Annotated in this window: 10 protein-coding genes, 2 pseudogenes and 1 other annotated feature; of the genes and pseudogenes, 9 read left to right on the top strand and 3 right to left on the bottom strand. The window is 32.5% G+C overall.

The genetic code is table 11. From position 1 onward, the window contains the following. Positions 1-41: 41 nt before the first annotated feature. Positions 42-1043 carry a proline dehydrogenase family protein gene (locus tag SBL16_RS03440; RefSeq protein WP_070581345.1) on the bottom strand — a complete coding sequence of 334 codons (1002 nt, stop codon included), beginning with the start codon at positions 1041-1043 and terminating at the stop codon, positions 42-44. Positions 1044-1268: 225 nt separating this feature from the next. Between SBL16_RS03440 and SBL16_RS03445 the strand changes: the two genes are divergently transcribed. Together SBL16_RS03445 and SBL16_RS03450 are read left to right on the top strand one after the other, a co-directional pair. After that, positions 1269-2096: an alpha/beta fold hydrolase gene (locus tag SBL16_RS03445; protein ID WP_037536925.1), complete on the top strand. Its 828-nt coding sequence runs from the start codon at positions 1269-1271 to the stop codon at positions 2094-2096. Between the two features lie 469 nt (positions 2097-2565). Next, the gene (locus SBL16_RS03450) at positions 2566-2967 is read left to right on the top strand and encodes a transcriptional regulator, SarA/Rot family (RefSeq protein ID WP_037536923.1); all 402 of its coding nucleotides are present in this window, start codon (positions 2566-2568) and stop codon (positions 2965-2967) included. A 142-nt stretch (positions 2968-3109) separates the two neighbouring features. Here SBL16_RS03450 and SBL16_RS03455 read toward each other — a convergent pair whose 3' ends face one another. Together SBL16_RS03455 and SBL16_RS03460 are read right to left on the bottom strand one after the other, a co-directional pair. Further along, positions 3110-3670, bottom strand: coding sequence for a class I SAM-dependent methyltransferase (locus SBL16_RS03455; protein WP_053018786.1), 561 nt, complete (start codon positions 3668-3670; stop codon positions 3110-3112). Next, on the bottom strand, positions 3667-4626 hold the full coding sequence (locus SBL16_RS03460) for a TIGR01212 family radical SAM protein (RefSeq protein ID WP_037536920.1): 960 nt from the start codon (positions 4624-4626) through the stop codon (positions 3667-3669). The genes SBL16_RS03455 and SBL16_RS03460 overlap by 4 nt, the downstream gene beginning before the upstream one ends. A 109-nt stretch (positions 4627-4735) precedes the next feature. Here SBL16_RS03460 and SBL16_RS03465 point away from each other — a divergent pair, with 109 nt between their 5' ends. The 7 genes and pseudogenes from SBL16_RS03465 (at position 4736) to SBL16_RS03490 (ending at position 19463) form a co-directional block, all read left to right on the top strand. Further along, complete coding sequence (locus SBL16_RS03465) at positions 4736-5923, top strand: MDR family MFS transporter (protein WP_037536918.1); 1188 nt, start codon at positions 4736-4738, stop codon at positions 5921-5923. 68 nt (positions 5924-5991) lie between these two features. After that, positions 5992-6177, top strand: a binding site (T-box leader). A 47-nt stretch (positions 6178-6224) separates the two neighbouring features. Beyond that, positions 6225-8639 carry a leucine--tRNA ligase gene (gene leuS, locus SBL16_RS03470; protein ID WP_107612409.1) on the top strand — a complete coding sequence of 805 codons (2415 nt, stop codon included), beginning with the start codon at positions 6225-6227 and terminating at the stop codon, positions 8637-8639. A gap of 20 nt (positions 8640-8659) precedes the next feature. Continuing rightward, positions 8660-8971 (top strand): rhodanese-like domain-containing protein, encoded by a 312-nt coding sequence (locus SBL16_RS03475; protein WP_107612418.1) that lies wholly within the window; start codon positions 8660-8662, stop codon positions 8969-8971. Positions 8972-9179: 208 nt separating this feature from the next. Beyond that, positions 9180-14729 (top strand): SasC/FmtB family protein, encoded by a 5550-nt coding sequence (locus SBL16_RS03480; RefSeq protein WP_317952731.1) that lies wholly within the window; start codon positions 9180-9182, stop codon positions 14727-14729. A 93-nt stretch (positions 14730-14822) separates the two neighbouring features. Beyond that, a pseudogene (locus SBL16_RS03485) lies at positions 14823-14945 on the top strand (LPXTG cell wall anchor domain-containing protein); the annotation flags it as partial. A gap of 288 nt (positions 14946-15233) precedes the next feature. Beyond that, positions 15234-15332, top strand: a pseudogene (locus SBL16_RS12170) (YSIRK-type signal peptide-containing protein); the annotation flags it as partial. A gap of 246 nt (positions 15333-15578) precedes the next feature. Beyond that, positions 15579-19463, top strand: a complete 3885-nt coding sequence (locus tag SBL16_RS03490; protein ID WP_411861521.1) for a SasC/FmtB family protein — start codon at positions 15579-15581, stop codon at positions 19461-19463. Positions 19464-19484 lie beyond the last annotated feature (21 nt).

Raw genomic sequence — 19484 nt, forward strand, 5'->3', positions numbered from 1 at the left:
TAAATCCTCGACAAAGCTTTAGCAGTGTCGAGGATTATTTTTTATCTTTTTAATAATCTTGTAAAACCAGAAATAATAAATGCTACTCCAAGGCCTAGGCTAGTGAAAAGACCAATTTTCTTCAATGTTTTAGTTGAAACAAATTCTTGATATGCAAGAGCAAGGTTTTGAGGGCGTTCAGCTAATCTACGCATGAAGTAACCGAACCAATCATTGCCATAAGGAACATAAATTGTGAAATGGTATCCTTGACGAGAAATATCCTCAGCTAACTCACTACGGAATCCGTATAACATTTGGAATTCAAATTGATCTCTATCAATATTATGTGATTTAACAAATTGTTTAACGTGATTAATTATTTGATCGTCGTGTGTAGCGATTGAAGTATAGTTTTTCGCATTTAAAAGACGTTTCTCAATGATTTTTATGTAATTTGCATCAATCTCTTCTTTAGTTTGATATGCAATTTGTTCATCTTCTTTATATGCACCTTTAACTAATCTTAAGCGCAAATTAGGATATTTTTCAATTAAGTCAATTGCATCATAAAGGTAAGCTTGTATTACTGTTCCAACGTTTCTGAATTCCCCTTTAAGTCTATCTAACACTTCAACGATTTGCTGTAAACTGTCATATTTTTCAGTGTCGATATTAATATGCATATTATCAAATTCGTTGGCTTTAAGTAGAATCTCTCTTAAATTATTATAAGCTAGCTCAGTATCAAATTCACCACCAAGAGAACTTAATTTTACAGACATATGAGCATCAACATTATAATCTTTAATAGCTTGCATAACTTCTAAAATTTCATTCTTAGCTTGAGTAGCCTCTTCAACTGTTCCTACAAACTCTCCAAGATTATCAACTGTAACAGCTATATTTTTATCGTTGAGTCTCTCAATTGTGTCAATTAATTGTTCGATAGTATTACCAGCCACAACTTTATTTGCACCCATTTTAGGACCTACTTTTTTTGCTGTTTCATTTAAATAAGTGCTATTTGATAATGCAATAAAAAAATTCTTAAAAAGTGACATATCCCATTCCTCCATATTACATAAAACTTATAATTTATTAATAGTTTAGCATGAATAGGTGATTGTAGAAAGCGTTTTCAATTATCTGAATACTATAAAAAAAGGTATAATTACAATATCGAACTAAAATTTGTAATCACTTTGTCTTTAAGATTTACACCAGTCCAAACCAATAATCTGATATAATACATTTATTGAAATATAAGTTAGAGAGGAATTATACATATGTGGAAATGGGAAACTGAACACGATGCTAAAGGTGTCGTGGTTATAGTACATAACATTTTAGAACACACTGGCAGATATGCGTACGTCATTACAATGTTAAGACGCAATGGCTATCACGTTATAATGGGTGATTTACCTGGTCAAGGTCAAACTTCTAGAGCAAACAAGGGACAACTTGAGCATTTTGATATCTATCATGAAACACTAATAGAATGGGTTAGAATTGCTAATGAATACAAGATTCCTACTTTTGTCATGGGTGTTGGACTAGGTGGATTAATTTTATTAAATGTACTTGAAAAAACAGAATTACCTATCGAGGGTATGTTACTCCTTTCTCCATTGTTAGAATTTAAAAGAAATAATAAGACACGTAAAAATATGTTAATTTCAAATGTAGGTAAAGGTTCTAAGGACGCACGATTCAAATTAGGTATTGAAACTAAAGATTTAACGCGAAATGATGAAGTTATTGAAGAAACTAAACAAGATGGATTAATGTTAAGAAAAGTAACCTACAAGTGGTATAACATTGTGTTGGAAACAATGAAAGATACAGTTCAACATTTTAAAGATATACAATCTATGCCAACGTTACTAATGTATGGGACTGAAGATAAATTATTGGAATTACGCTCATTCAATGAACTTAAAAATAATTTAAACTCTAATGAATTTTATTTTAAAGTATGGGAAGGCTTCTATCATGAAATTCATAATGAACCTGAACGTGATCAAGTGATGCGTTACGTGTTGACGTTTTTAAATAATAGTGTGAATACAATGGGTTTTATAGTAAATGAAGAAGAAATAGAAGAAGTTTAAAAATCAGAGTGTATGATGAAGTAATATTTCATTACTATAACGCAAATTCGTCGTAATTGATCAAATTAAGAAATAATTTATAATATTTCTTAATTTCTAGTCATCCTTGAGGGGCTGGGACTAAGAATTCGATAAGAATTCTGTTCTGGCTCTTTTTTTTATAAATAATTATATGTAATGCAATTGATTAATGCACAAAGGTAATTCAATATTTATGAGTTGACATATTTTAAATTAAAGTAAAAATATAATATAATGTAAATAGTATATGTTTTTAATTTTAATTACATTTAGTTGAATTACCAATACAAATTTAAAGTAATTTAACATATGCTTTAATGTAAGTTAATTTTTGGGAGTTATTATAAATTGTTTAATTACAACGAGAATAATTGGGTAAATATATAATGATAGTTAATTCTATAATTATTTAATCGGGATGTGTACAATTATTTAGGGAGGGAGCAGCATGAATAATCAAGCAGGCGAGAATGTTTCTATGATTTTGCAGCTTGAAGAAGTGTGTAAAGAAATCAATTCGATTTTTAAAGTAATTTATGAAACTTATGATTTGACTAAAGAAGAGGTTCTTATTTTACTAACTTTATGGGACAAAGGGTCCATGACGTTAAAAGAAATGGATAGTTACGTTAATATTAAATCGTATAAACGTACACGTACATATAACAAACTTGTTCAATCTGAATGGATATTTAAAGAGAGACCATTAGATGATGAACGAACTGTAATTATTCATTTTAATAAAGAGAAGCAAGAACTTAAAAATGAACTACTAAATTTCATTACTTCTACTATTAAGAAACGGTATGAAATACTTGAAAATAGTCTAAACTCATTAATGCGTGTTTAATCAATTTGATATTTTAGTTTATATCGTTTTAAATATAATTTAAAGAGATTTTTCGACAAAACAATCCACTCCATAATTAAAATATGGAGTGGATTTTATATGATATTTAAAATTTTGTCAGAGATGATGTATGATGTTAGGTTTAGCGTTTCTCAATCGCACATATAAATGGCGCGTGATTCACTTGATTCATAAATTGATATTTAAGAATATGAGCTTTTTCTTGATCAAAATGTTCTAAGAAACCTAATAAAGCATCTCGTTCAATTTGTCCTTCAGCATGCCCATGGTATATAACTAACACGATAATACCTTCAACACTTAAATAATCAAAAATGCTATTAATTGCTTTTATTGTAGTTTCAGGTCTCGTAACAATTGATTTATCACCCTTAGGTAAGTAGCCGAGGTTAAATATCGCTGCATCTATATGACCTTTAAATTTAATGTCAATGTGGTTCTTAATGTTTTCATGGCCATCACGAATTAATGTTACATTATGAAATGCTTTTACTTTTTCGAAAGTTAACTGAATTGCTGAGTCTTGTATATCGAAACCAAAAACATGACCATTTGGAACCTGTTGTGCAAGAAACAACGTGTCATTACCATTCCCACAAGTAGCATCAATGACAATACTATCTTGTTTAATATGGTCTTTTATTAAAGTTTTTGAAAAGGGGAGAATACGTTCTAATTTCATGAGTTAACCTTTACCTCAGATGAATAATGTTTACCTTGATAAGAGTTGCGTCGTGCTAATTCATCATCAATTTCATTTAAAACTTCCCATTTATTAACACTCCACATAGGACCAACCATTAAATCAATTGGACCATCTCCAGTAATTCGATGAATAATCATTTCAGGTGGTAATATTTCTAATTGATCACATACTAGATTGGTATAGTCTTCTTGAGACATAAACTCAAGCATCCCTTTTTCATATTGTTTAACCATTGGTGTCCCTTTTAATAAATGAAGTAAATGTATTTTTATGCCTTGAACATCCATTTGAGCTACTTCACGTGCAGTTTCCATCATCATTTGATAGTCTTCGCCAGGTAGTCCATTAATAATATGTGTACACACATTAATATTGTGTTTTCTTAGTTTAGCAACACCATCATAATAAGTTTGCATATCATGAGCACGGTTAATTAAGTCTGAAGTTTCTTGATGTACAGTTTGTAAACCTAATTCTACCCATAAATAAGTACGTTCATTTAACTCGGCTAAGTATTCTACTACATCATCAGGTAAACAATCTGGTCTGGTTGCTATAGATAAACCTACAACACCTTCTTCTTTTAAGACAGGCTCATACTTTTCTTTTAATACTTCTACTGGTGCATGCGTATTTGTGAAAGCTTGGAAGTAGGCAATATATTTACCCTCACTCCATTTTTCATGCATCCTATCTTTAATTTGTTGAAATTGAACTTCAATTGGATCAGCTCTGTTACCAGCAAAGTCACCGCTACCTGCGGCTGAACAGAATGTGCATCCACCATGTGCAACTGTGCCATCTCGGTTAGGACAGTCAAATCCACCATCAAGTGCTACTTTAAAAATCTTTTGACCAAATTTATTTTTTAAATGGTAATTCCATGTATGATATCGTTTATTTTCAAAGGCATACGGGAAATAGTTACCCATAACACATTTTCCTTTCTATCTAACTTAGTTCTAAGTAAAGATTTTAACATACTTTAATGTTATAGTGTTTAATGTAGTTCAACAAAAATATAAAGAGGGGACTAAAAATATGAATATACCTAGATCAGTATGGTGGCTAGTTATAGGCATGGCGCTAAATATAACTGGCTCTAGCTTTTTATGGCCTTTAAACACAATTTATATGAAAGAAGAGCTTGGTAAGAGCCTGACAATTGCTGCGATTGTTCTAATGGTTAATTCATTCGGAATGGTAGTCGGAAATTTACTAGGAGGTTCATTGTTTGATAAATTAGGTGGTTATCGAACAATTATGATCGGTACCGTTACATGTTTAATCAGTACTACGCTTTTAAACTTCTTCCATGGATGGCCATGGTATGCTGTTTGGTTAGTATTGTTAGGCTTTGGTGGCGGAATGATAGTTCCCGCGATATATGCAATGGCTGGTGCCGTTTGGCCTAACGGGGGGAGAACGACTTTCAATGCAATATACTTAGCTCAAAATATTGGTGTAGCAACCGGTGCAGCTATGGGTGGTTTCGTTGCGGAATTAAGCTTTAATTATATTTTCTTAGCAAACTTGATTATGTACGTCTTGTTTGGAATTGTAGCGATAACTCAATTTAATCTTGAATATCATGCTAAAATAAGAACACCTGATAGTCTAGATATCCATAGTAAAGAAAATAAAAAACGTTTCATTGCACTCTTACTACTATGTGTAATGTTTGCAATTTGTTGGATTGCTTACATTCAATGGGAAACTACAATTGCATCATTCACTCAAGAATTAAATATTTCTATGTCGCAATACAGTATATTATGGACAGTGAATGGTATTATGATATTAGTTGCTCAACCGTTAATAAGACCAGCAATTATTTTATTAAAAGGTAATTTAAAATATCAAATGTTAGTTGGTATTTTAATTTTTATGCTTTCATTCTTTGTGACTAGTTTCGCTGAACAATTTACTGTATTTTTAATTGGAATGATTATATTAACTTTTGGTGAAATGTTTGTTTGGCCAGCAGTACCAACTATAGCTAATTATTTAGCACCAGAAGGAAAACAAGGTCAATATCAAGGTGTCGTGAACTCAGCTTCAACTGTTGGTAAAGCATTTGGTCCATTAATAGGTGGGGTATTAGTTGATACCTTTAATATGAGTGCGATGTTCATTGGCATCATGTTCTTATTAATTGTAGGAATTATTTTCCTTTCAATCTTTGATAAAGGACTGCCTAAAGGAAATCAATCGCGACAATCAAGATAGAAATTTTATTTATACATGAGTTTAAACAAAATAGTAACTACCACTTGCAATTAGTACTTGAATCTCATAATATTAAAATGTATTGGAGTAGTAACTTAAGTACTTTTCATCAGAGAGCTAGTGGTGGTGAGAACTAGTGTTAAGAATTAAGTGAACTTACCGTTATTCGATTAAATTATAAACATCTCTTACTATTATAAAGTGCACAATTTTTGTGAATTAGGGTGGTACCGCGGCTAAAAGTCGTCCCTTTAATAAATAATAGTTTGAGGTGTTTTTTTATTTATAGGAGGAAAAAGATTTGGGATATAATCACAAGGAAATTGAGAAAAAATGGCAAAATTATTGGGCAGACAACAAAACGTTTAAAACGAGTGATAATCTAGGACAAAAGAAATTTTATGCATTAGATATGTTCCCTTATCCATCTGGAGCTGGTTTACACGTAGGGCATCCAGAAGGTTACACAGCTACTGATATTGTTTCTAGATATAAACGTATGCAAGGTTATAATGTACTTCATCCAATGGGATGGGATGCTTTTGGATTACCTGCTGAACAATATGCATTAGATACTGGTAATGATCCTAGGGAATTTACAAAGCAAAATATTCAAACTTTTAAACGTCAAATACAAGAATTAGGTTTCAGTTATGATTGGGATAGAGAGGTAAATACTACTGACCCTGAATATTATAAATGGACACAATGGATTTTTATCCAACTGTATAATAAAGGTTTAGCCTATGTAGATGAAGTTGCTGTTAACTGGTGTCCAGCTTTAGGAACTGTTCTATCTAATGAAGAAGTTGTTGATGGAGTTTCTGAACGTGGAGGACATCCAGTATATAGACGACCTATGAAGCAATGGGTATTAAAAATTACTGAATATGCTGACCGATTATTAGAAGATTTAGATGAACTAAACTGGCCAGAATCTATTAAAGACATGCAACGTAATTGGATTGGACGTTCAGAAGGTGCGCGTGTTTCTTTTAAAATTGAAAATGAAGATGCTAGTATCGATGTGTTTACAACGAGACCAGATACAATTTACGGTACAACTTTCTTAGTATTAAGTCCGGAACATGATCTCGTAAATGCTATTACTTCTGAAGATAAATTAGAAGAAGTAAAAAAATATCAAGAAGACGCATCTAAAAAATCTGACCTTGAACGAACAGATTTAGCCAAAGATAAATCAGGTGTCTTCACAGGTGCTTATGCTATAAATCCATTATCAGGTGAGAAATTACCAATTTGGATTGCGGATTATGTACTTTCTAACTATGGTACAGGCGCAGTCATGGCTGTACCCGCGCATGATGAACGTGATCACGAGTTTGCAACTAAATTTGATTTACCTATTATCGAAGTCATTGAAGGCGGCGATGTGCAAAAAGAGGCATATACTGGTGAAGGTCAACATGTTAACTCAGGAGAACTTAATGGTTTAGATAATGAAGCGGCTATTACTAAAGCAATTGAATTACTAGAAACGAATGGTGCTGGAGAGAAAAAAGTAAATTATAAATTAAGAGATTGGCTATTCAGCAGACAACGTTATTGGGGTGAACCAATACCAGTTATTCATTGGGAAGATGGTACTATGACTACAGTTCCAGAAGATGAGTTACCACTTTTACTACCAGAAACTAATGAAATTAAACCTTCTGGCACAGGTGAATCTCCATTAGCTAATATCGATGAGTTTGTGAATGTTGTTGATGAAAAGACAGGCATGAAGGGTCGTCGTGAAACTAATACTATGCCTCAATGGGCAGGAAGTTGCTGGTATTACTTAAGATATATTGATCCTCATAATAGTAATATGTTAGCTGACCCAGAAAAATTAAAACACTGGTTACCAGTAGATTTATACATTGGTGGGGTAGAACATGCTGTACTTCACTTACTTTATGCTAGATTCTGGCACAAAGTTCTTTACGATTTAGGTGTAGTACCTACTAAAGAGCCATTCCAAAAATTATTTAATCAAGGTATGATACTTGGTGAAGGAAACGAGAAAATGAGTAAGTCTAAAGGCAACGTAGTTAATCCAGATGATATTGTAGATTCACACGGTGCTGATACATTACGATTATATGAAATGTTTATGGGACCATTAGATGCAGCTATTGCTTGGAGTGAAAATGGTCTTGATGGTTCAAGACGTTTCTTAGACCGTGTTTGGAGACTATTCATTAATGAAGACGGTTCATTATCAAATAAAATAGTTGAAAATAATGATAATGGATTAGATAAAGTGTATAACCAAACTGTTAAAAAAGTTACAGAAGACTTCAACACATTAAACTTTAATACTGCGATAAGTCAATTAATGGTATTTATTAATGATTGCTACAAAGCAGAAACGATTTATCAACCATATGCTGAAGGCTTTGTAAAAATGTTGGCTCCTATTGCGCCACATATTGGTGAGGAATTATGGAACCGTTTAGGTAATGAAGACACTATTACTTATCAACCATGGCCAACTTATGATGAATCATTACTTGTAGATTCAGAGGTTGAAATTGTAGTACAAGTGAACGGTAAAGTAAGAGCAAAATTAAATATTCCTAAAGATACTTCTAAAGATGAAATGGAAACATTAGCATTACAAGATGAAAATGTTAAACTATCGATTGAGGGTAAAGACATTAAAAAAGTAATCGCAGTCCCTCAAAAACTTGTTAACATCGTTGTAAAATAATAATATAAGGAGTTTTAATAATGGAATCTATTACAGTAGATCAATTAAAAGAAAAAGTATTAGAATCTAATCCAGTGAATATTGTGGACGTTCGTACTGAAGAAGAAACTGCAATGGGAGTTATTCCTGGAGCTAAAACAATTCCAATGGATCAAATTCCTGACAACTTAAATCATTTTAATAAAAGTGAAACCTATTATATTATTTGCGCCGCAGGAATGCGTAGTGCAAAAGTTGTAAAATATTTAGAAGATCAAGGTGTACATGCTATTAATGTTGAAGGTGGCATGAATGAGTGGGGTACTGAAGGTACAGTTATTGATAGCATCTAATTAACATTAAGAGGCTGACTAATATGTCAGTCTCTTTTTTTGCGATCATATTTTATTATATTTTTAAAAGAATAATTAAATATACACTAGCGTACAATAATTAATAATGATAGAATAATTTCGTAAGTGGTCAAATAGTGTACAGACTATATTTTGACTAATTCATTAAATCAAAGACATCAAGATAAGACTACAAGGAGGATATTTAATGAATCTATTTAAAAAACAAAAATTCAGTATACGTAAATTTACAGTTGGGACGTTCTCAACAGTGATTGCTACTCTAGCATTTATCACTCACACAGGACATGCAGCTGAATTAGATGAGCATAGTCAATCAGCTCAACAAAAAATTACTGAATCAAAAAATACGGAGGATTTAAATCAACATCAATCAGATGCTATTAAAGATTCATCTAAAAGTGAATCTAAGATAAATGCTAATCCTACTTTGAATAAAGAGGCTGTTAGTGAGACTACTGAAGTTCCAAATAAAACTCAAACTACAAATAGCACAGAAAATAAAAATAGCACTGAAATATCTGACAAAGATATAGATAAGTCAAAAGTTAAAGGTAATAATGTTGACACAAATCAACCAATTTTAGATAACAATGAATCTAATAAGAATAGTAAATCGGCACCAACTCACAAACGAGTGAAACGTGATGCTAATGATGCAACTTCAAATACTCAAACACAACAAGACCCAATGGCTATCAATGAAACAAACTCTGGTCAAATCATTAACGGTAACTTTACTGATACATCTAACGGAGCTGAAATTCCTACAGCAGCTACAGAATCTGCTATGGATGAAGCAAGTAAGATTCCTGGATGGAAAGTAGTGAATAGCCAACAAACACAAATACCACTAGTATGGGGACCAAAAGTATTACCATCATACACTTATATCACATTCGACAAGACTAATAACAAAATTGGTGCTGTATTATCTAAGTATAGCTATAATTTATCTTACGGAAGACCAGATAATAGTGTAGGACCGATATATCAAGATATCGATGTTACACCTGGTTCTGAATTACAATTCCATTACTTAGGTTCCTCAATAGGTAATATTTCAGGGTTTAATAGTGCACGCATGTTTATATATGATGCTAATAATCCATCAACATTATTGTATAAAGGTACGCCTAAAACAAGTAGCCAACCTTTCGGTATTTTTAAAGGTGTTTTTAATGTACCTGAAAACATTTCAAGAATCAGATTACAATTTGAGTCTTTAGTGAATGTCAGTCATGACACTTATAATGGACATCGTTTACTTAAAGGTCCTAATAACTTTGGTGGTGGTGTAGTTGCGGATGTTTCTGTTAATACTGGTGCATATTTAAAAGTGAGTGCAGCTCAAACTGAATACCAAGCTAACTCTACATCTAATAGTTCACCTGATGTAAATGCTAAATTAAATGTTTCTATTGAGAACAAAGGTCACTCTAGTTCTAACAAAACACAATATAAAGTTGTATTACCTGAAGGGGTGACTTTTGTCTCAGCTGAGAATGCAACTGGTACATTTAATGAAGATACTAGAGAACTTACACTTAATATTAATCCAATAAATGCTGGTACTACACGTGATATTTCTTATACTGTATCATTACCTACTACAGTTCCAATTAAAAAGGATTTTAATGCGAATCTAATTTATCAAACTGAAGGAATTAACATGAACCGTCAAAATGGTTCAAGAGACCTTGCTGTGCAAACACCTGGTGACAACAACTACTTAAGATATGGTGGTAATAATGAATTTATTATTACTGAGAGCGATCAAAGACAAGGTAGTACAATAGCTCCAACGCAATCTGTAACTGTCAATATGTATAAAGATGCCATTAATAGTAAAATAAGTGAGATTGAAACTGAGCTTGCACAAGTCAATCAAAATGATTATTCTACAGAAGCATGGAACAACCTACAAACAGCACTAACAAATGCAAAGGTTGTAAAAAATGAAACAGATGCTACACCATTAACCGATAGAAAGAACCAAGCAGAAATCAATAAATTATTACTTAACTTAGAGAAAGCAAAAGCTAAATTTGATATAGATAAAGCAGCTAAAGCTAGAGAAAGTGTTATCAATAGTAATACTGAAGCCACAACTGAAGAAAAACAAGCTGCTTTAACTAAATTACAAAATAAATTTAACGAGAATAAAGCTGAAATTGATAAATTAACTATTAGTAATGATATCGCTCCACTAAAAGAAAGCAGTATCTCTCAAATTAATTCAATTAATGTAACGGCTACTAAAAAAGCTGAAGCAAAACAAGCAATTGAAGCGGCTTTAACCCAACGTAAAGTATTCATTGACGGTCATTACGATGCAACACAAGAAGAAAAAGAGGTAGCAATGAATAAAGCTACTGAAGAAGCAAACAAAGCAAAAGCTTTAATTGATCAAGCTACATCAAATAATGATGTAGATCAAGCGCAAACTAATGGTATAGATATTATTAATACTATTGATGCGGTTGTTATAAAAAAAGCAAATGGTAAAAAGGCTATAGAACAAGCAGCTGAAGCGAAAAAAGCTTTAATTAATCAAATGAGTGATGCAACTCAAGAAGAAAAAGATGCAGCTATTCAAAGAGTAACTGATGAAGTTAGAAAGGCAGACAGACTCATAGATATGTCAACAACTAATAATGGTGTTGATGAATTTCAAGCGCGTGGTATTAGTGCAATTAACAATATTCAACCAGAAATAGTTAAAAAATCAGATGCGAAACAATCGATTGATATAGCGGTCTTAAATCAAAAGGCATTAGTCAATAATAACAATGAGGCAACACAAGAAGAAAAAGATGTAGCTTTAGCCAAAATTGATGAAGCAGCTAAACAAGCAAAGGCTGCAATTGATGCTGCAACTACAAATAACGCAGTAGATGAAGCAATAACCAACAACACTACAATAATTTCTGGAATTCTTACTGAGACGGTTAAGAAAGCAGCAGCAAGAAAAGCAATTGACGATGCTGCAACTGCTAAAAAAGAAGCTATAAATAATACGCCAGATGCAACACAAGAAGAAAAAGATGAAGCAATTGAGAAAGTTGATGCCGCTGTCTCAGCAGCTAAACAAGCAATTACACAAGCTACAACAAATGATAGTGTTGATCAAGAACAAACTAATGGTAATAATACAATTGCTAGTATCCAACCAGAAGTTACTAAAAAGGCAGCAGCAAGAAAAGCAATTGATGATGAAGTTGTTGCTAAAAAAGCAGCAATTGATACTGTTGCTGATGCTACAGATGAAGAAAAACAAGCTGCAAAAGACAAGGTTGATGCTGAAGCTACAAAAGCGAAAGCAGCGATTGATCGAGCTAATACAAATAGTGATGTAGAACAAGCTAAGTCATCTAGTGTGTCAACTATTGAAGCTATCCAACCAGAAACAATTAAGAAATCATCTGCTAAAAGAGCAATCGATGATAGTGCTAATGCTAAGAAAGCAGCAATCGACAATAATAGTGACGCAACACAAGAAGAGAAAGACGCGGCAAAAGCAAAAGTAGATGCCGAAGTTACTAAGGCCAAAGCAGCGATTGATCAAGCAACAACAAATGATGGTGTAGATCAAGCGAAAGACTTAGGTAATAACGCTATTTCAATTATTCAACCTGATGTTGTTAAAAAAGTAGCAGCAAGAAAAGCAATTGATGATGCAGCAACAGCTAAGAAACAAGAAATTGATCAACATCCAACAGCTACGCAAGAAGAAAAAGAAGCAGCAAAAGCAAAGGTAGATGCTGAAGTACAAAAAGCGAAAGATGCAATTAATCAAGCAAATTCAAATAATGATGTAGATCAAGTACAAAATTCTGAAACTGCTACAATAGCAGGTATTCAAGTAGATGCAGTTAAAAAAGCTACGGCTAAACAAGCTATCGATGTGGCATTAGCTGCTAAAAAACAAGAAATTGATAATAATGAAAATGCTACACAAGAAGAAAAAGAAGCAGAAAAAACAAAAGTGGATGAAGAAGCCACTAAAGCAAAAGCAACGATTGACCAAGCATCTACAAATAGTGATGTAGAACAAGCTAAATCAACAGGGGAAGCAATAATTTCTTCAATCCAACCAGAAGTTGTTAAAAAGTCAGAAGCTAAACAAGCCATCGATGATGCAGTGACAGCTAAAAAGGCAGAAATAGATCAAAATCAAGAAGCAACAAAAGAAGAAAAAGATGCAGCAAAAGCAAAAGTGGATGAAGAAGCCACTAAAGCAAAAGCAGCGATTAGCCAAGCATCTACAAATAATGATGTAGATCAAGCTAAAACATCAAGTGTAACAACTATTTCTTCAATTCAACCAGAAATAGTTAAAAAGGCAGAAGCTAAAAAAGCAATTGAAGATGAAGTAATAGCTAAAAAGGCAGAAATAGATCAAAATCAAGAAGCAACAAAAGAAGAAAAAGATGCGGCGAAAGCAAAAGTTGATGAAGAGGCAACAAAAGCAAAACAAGCAATTGATAATGCGACAACAAATGAATCAGTAGATCAAGCTAAAAATCAAGGTGTTACAACTATTACATCTATTCAACCTGAAACAAATAAAAAAGCAGATGCCAAACGTGCTATCGATGAAGTAGCCAAAGCTAAGAAACAGGAAATTGATAGTAATATTAACGCGACTAAAGAAGAAAAAGATGTAGCCAAATCTAAAGTCGACGAAGAGGTTACTAAAGCTAAAAATGTGATTGACCAAGCAACTACTAATGACCAAGTTGACCAAGGAAATAATAATGGTTATACAGCCATAACTGCTATTCAACCTGAAACAGTTAAAAAACCTGAAGCTAAACAAGCAATTGATGAAGTAGCAAAAGCTAAAAAAGATTTAATAGATCAAACACTAAATGCAACAAAAGAAGAAAAAGATGCAGCAAAAGCTAAGGTTGATGAAGAAGTTACTAAAGCTAAGAAAGCAATAGACCAAGCATCTACAAATAGTGATGTTGATCAAGTCAAAGATAAAGGAACAAATGATATTAATAGTGTTGTAGTTGAAGTATTGAAAAAAGACGAAGCTAAAAAAGCAATTGATGACTTAGTGAAAGCTAAGAAATCAGCGATTGATAGCAATCATAATGCGACTAAGGAAGAAAAAGATGCAGCAAAAGCAAAAGTCGATGACGAAGCTAAAAAAGCAAAAGACATCATAGATCAAGGAACTACTAATAGCGAAGTAGATCAAACTAAAAATAGTAGTAGTAATATCATTAAAAATATTCAACCAGAAACTATTAAGAAATCTGTTGCGAAACAAACGCTTTTAGATCAAGCGAAAGCTAAGAAAGCAGAAATAGACAATAACAACAATGCAACTAAAGAAGAAAAAGACGCAGCAAAAGCAGAGGTTGATAAAATAATTGATAAGGCTAATAAAGCAATAGACAACGCAAACACTAATGACGATGTTGATAAAGTTCAAGTTAATTTCACTACTAAATTAAAAGAAGTTAAAGTGAAAATCGTTAAAAAACCAGAAGCTCAAAAGATTATCTTAGAAGTAGCTAATAAACAAAAAGATAAAATTGATCAATTAGTTGGTTTAACAGATGAACAAAGAAATAAAGCAAAATATTTAATCGATGAAATTGTAAGAAAAGCTTTAGATAAATTAAATAAAGACATCACCAATAAAGATGTTGATTCAATTTTAAATAAAGCCATTGAAGATATTGAAAAAGTTAATCCAACTGTTTCAAAAGGTAAGTAAGTTTTACCGAGAGATAATAACGATGGTAGAGATAGAAATAATAACAATAAATTAGGCAATAATTCTAGTACTAATCCAAGTAGCAAGAATAAGTCTAATAAATTACCAAGCACTGGTGAAGAAAGTCAACGTCAATCACCTTTAGCAGGTTTTGCATTAATCAGTGGTTTATTCTTATTCTTAAAAAATAGAAAAAGAAACAAGGAAAATAATTAATTAATGAATTTATTTGGTTATCAGATCTCACATAAAAGTGAGGTCTGATTTTTTTAGTAATCATTTGCAAACAACATGTAATTATTTAAAATATAATTTTGAAAAGCTTTATACAAATTTAAAATCTTATCTAATGGAAAATTTATTCTGGTTATTTCAGATAAAAAATGATATTATAAAAAAGTATGATAACAATTGCATAAAATCAGATAATACAATTTAATATCAACACACATTACTATTCATTATTACTATTACAACAAGACAAGAACATCAAGGAGGACAATAATGAATCTTTTTAAAAAACAGAAATTTAGTATTCGTAAATTTAGTGTAGGAATATTTTCCACTGTCATAGCTACACTGACTTTCTTATCACATCCTGGTCATGCAGCAACTCAAGAGGAAGAAAGTAATTCTTCGCAAACTACCTCGCAAAATGTTAATTCTCAAAATAATGATAATTCAATATATAATAATGATAATTACATAGAAAATGAAAAAAATAGTAATGAGTCTATTAAAGAATTAGCAACCGCTCCTAAAAATTATAATAGCGAAATTAATTCTAAAATAGATAATGTTAATGGAAATTTTAAAAAAGATAATGAAGAAGCAGTAAGCACTTCTATAGTGAAGGATAAAGTCGCTGTTTCTAATAAATCAGATTTATCTTCTCAAAATAATACGAAAGAAGAAAGTAATTATAATACGTTAAATCAAACTCAATCAATTCATAAAAGAACAAAGCGATCTACTGTTAATGATAACCAAGACCAAATGAGTATAAACGAAACTAATTCTGGTCAAGTCATAAATGGTACTTTTACAGATACGTCTAATGGTGTAGTTATTCCTACTAATCAAACAGTGTCTGAATTGAACCAAGCAAATAAGATTACAGGATGGCATGTCAAAGATAATGATCAAACTGAAATTCCACTTATGTGGGGGCCAAAAGCATTGCCACCATATAATCCTTATGTTTTTGATAAAACGAACAATAAAATTGCAGCAGTACTTTCTAAATACCCAAATAATTTAGGCGGGGTAGCAGGAGATAAAACTGTTGGACCAATTTACCAAGATGTAGATGTAACACCAGGGTCAGAAGTTCAATTATATTTCATTGGTACTTCAATGGGTAACACACATGGGATAAATGGTGTTAAAGTTTCAATATATGATTCAAATAATCCCACAGATTTACTTTATTCAGGTAGACCAAACACAGCGAGCAAATCATTTGGTGTGTTCACAGGTGTTTTTAATGTACCTAATAATGTATCAAGATTAAGATTTATGTTCGAAACATTTGAAAAGAGAAGTTATGAAAGTGCCAATGGCGGTAGAATTTTAAAAGGGAAAAATAATTTTGGAGGAAGTGGATTAGCTGATGTAAAAGTCAATAGCGGTGCGTATTTAAAAGCTACTACTACACAAACAGAATATTCTGTTACTTCCCCATCAACTTCCAGTTCAACAATAAGTGCTACATTGGAGGTTTCGCTAGAGAATAAAGGTCATTCACGCTCGAATAAAACGCAATACAAAGTCGTTTTGCCTGAAGGAGTACAATTTATTTCAGCTCAAAATGCTAGAGCAAATTATAATTCAAAGAACAGATTATTAACATTAAATGTTGATAGAATTGAGCCAGGAACAATAAAAAATATTACTTATACTGTTTCTTTACCAACTTCAGAACCTATTAAAAAAGATTTTGATGCAACTTTAGCTTATGTTACAGATGGCATAAATATGAATAGAAGAAATGGAAGTCGTGATTTTGGTTCGAATGCTGACGATAATTATTTCAGATATGGTGGTAATAACGAATATATCAAAACAGAATCTGATCAAAAAAGAGGAAATGCTACTGTCGCAACACAATCGGTTACGGTAGAAATGTATAAAACTGAATTGAGAGAAAAATATAATCAAATTAGTGCTCAAATAGAACATTTAAACCCTAGCGATTATTCTCAAGAAGCTTGGTCATCTATGCAAAATGTGCTTAATGCTTCAAGACAAATTTTAAATGAAAATGGTAATACACCTATTAACGAAAGAAAAAATCAAGCAACTATCAACGATTTGACTTTAAGATTAGATAAAGAGAGAGCAAAATTAGATATTGATCAAGCTGCAGAATCACGTAGATTGACAATAAATAATAATAACGATGCTACTAAAGAAGAAAAAGATACAGCTTTAACGCTTTTAAAAGCTACACTTGATGAAAAAATTAGAGATATTGAAAGTGTAACTAATATAAATGAAATTCCTGATAGAAAAAATCAAGCTATAGCTAGTATCGATCCCATGGATGTTATTCCAACAATTAAGCAACAAGCGATTCAAGCTCTAAATGATAAAGCAGATGAAAAACTGATAGAAATTGAAAATAATGCGAATGCAACTTATGAAGAGAGAGAAGAAGCTAAAACAAGAGTTAATGAAGCTTTAATCAACGCTAAAAATGAAGTGAAAAATGCTTCAACAAATCAATTAGTTGAAACAGCACAAACTTCAAATATTAACCAAATAAGCCAAATTACACCAGATACGACTGTTAGGGATAGAATGAAGCAAGCATTAGATAGAGCTATTGCTGCTAAAAAGTTAGATATTGACAATAAAGAAAATGCAACTAGAGAAGAAAAAAATGAAGCAAAAGCTAAAATAGATGAAATTGCAAATCAAGCACGATTAAATATTGAACGAGGCGTTCACAACGATGATGTTAAGATTGCTAAAGAAAATGCAATAAACAAAGTATACGATGTCCAGGTTAATGCAATTAAAAATAATCAAGCGAAACAAACAATAACAGATCAAGCTAACGCTAAAAAAGCCGAAATCGATCAAACACCAAATGCGACAGATGAAGAAAAAGCTGTGGCAAAAGTGAAAATCGATGAAGCAGTAAATAGTGCAAGAGCCAAAATAGATCAAGCGAGAAATAACAATGGTGTAGATACAGCAAAAACAAACGGCTTAGATTCAATTAACAATATCCAACCAAAGGTTGTTAAGAAGGATGAAGCAAAAGCAGTAATTGATAATGCAGCAAGAACCAAAAAAGCAGAAATAGATCAAACGCCAAATGCGACAGATGAGGAGAAAGAGGCAGCAAAAGCAAAAGTCAATGAGGCAATAACAGCAGCTAAGAGCGCGATAGACCAAGCAAGAAATAATGCTGGCGTAGATACAGCGAAATCAAAAGGAACAGAAGCAATATTCAATGTACAACCAACGGTTGTTAAGAAAGATGAAGCAATAACAGCAATCGATAATGCAGCGCAAGCTAAGAAAGCGGAAATCGATCAAATGGCAAATGCGACAGATGAAGAAAAAGCTGTGGCAAAAGTGAAAATCGATGAAGCAGTAAATAGTGCAAGAGCCAAAATAGATCAAGCGAGAAATAACAATGGTGTAGATACAGCAAAAACAAACGGCTTAGATTCAATTAACAATATCCAACCAAAGGTTGTTAAGAAGGATGAAGCAAAAGCAGTAATTGATAACGCAGCTAGAACTAAGAAAGCTGAAATAGATCAGGTACCAAATGCGACAGATGAAGAGAAAGCGGCAGCAAAAGCAAAAGTCGATGAAGTAGTGAAAAATGCTAAAGTCGCAATAGATCGAGCAACAAATAATGCCGGTGTAGATACAGTGAAATCAAAAGGAACAGAAGCAATATTCAATGTACAACCAACGGTTGTTAAGAAAGATGAAGCGAAAACAGTAATTGATAATGTTGCACAATCTAAAAAAGCGGAAATTGATCAAACGTTCAATGCTACGGATGAAGAGAAAGCAGAGGCAAAAGCTAAGGTCGATGATGCAGTGACAGAAGCGAAGAAAGCAATAGACCAAGCAACAAATAACACCGGTGTAGATAACGCAAAAACAAATGGCGTAGAGGCAATTAATCACGTCCAACCAACGGTTGTTAAGAAAGATGAAGCGAAAACAGTAATTGATAATGTTGCACAATCTAAAAAAGCGGAAATTGATCAAACACAAAATGCGACGGAAGAAGAGAAAGCAGCGGCAAAAACCAAAGTTGATGAAGCAGTGGCAACAGCGAGGAAAGCGATAGATCAATCAACAAACAATGATGGTGTAGATACTGCGAAAGCAAACGGTATAGAAGCAATTAATCACGTCCAACCGACGGTTGTTAAAAAAGATGAAGCAAAAACAGCGATTGATAATGCAGCGCAAGCTAAGAAAACTGAAATCGATCAAACGCCAAATGCGACAGAAGAAGAGAAAGCAGAGGCAAAAGCTAAGGTCGATAATGCAGTAGAATCAGCTAAGAACGCAATAGATCAAGCAACAAACAACGCCGGTGTAGATAACGCGAAAGCAAATGGTGTAGAAGCAATCAATCACGTCCAACCAACGGTTGTTAAGAAAGACGAAGCGAAAGCAGCAATTGATAATGTTGCACAATCTAAAATAGTAGAAATCGATCAAACACCAAATGCGACAGATGAAGAAAAATAAGCAGCGAAAGCGAAAGTAGAT

It is taken from the genome of Staphylococcus sp. NWU MK-U1 (assembly GCF_033283505.1).
Lineage (GTDB): Bacteria > Bacillota > Bacilli > Staphylococcales > Staphylococcaceae > Staphylococcus > Staphylococcus haemolyticus.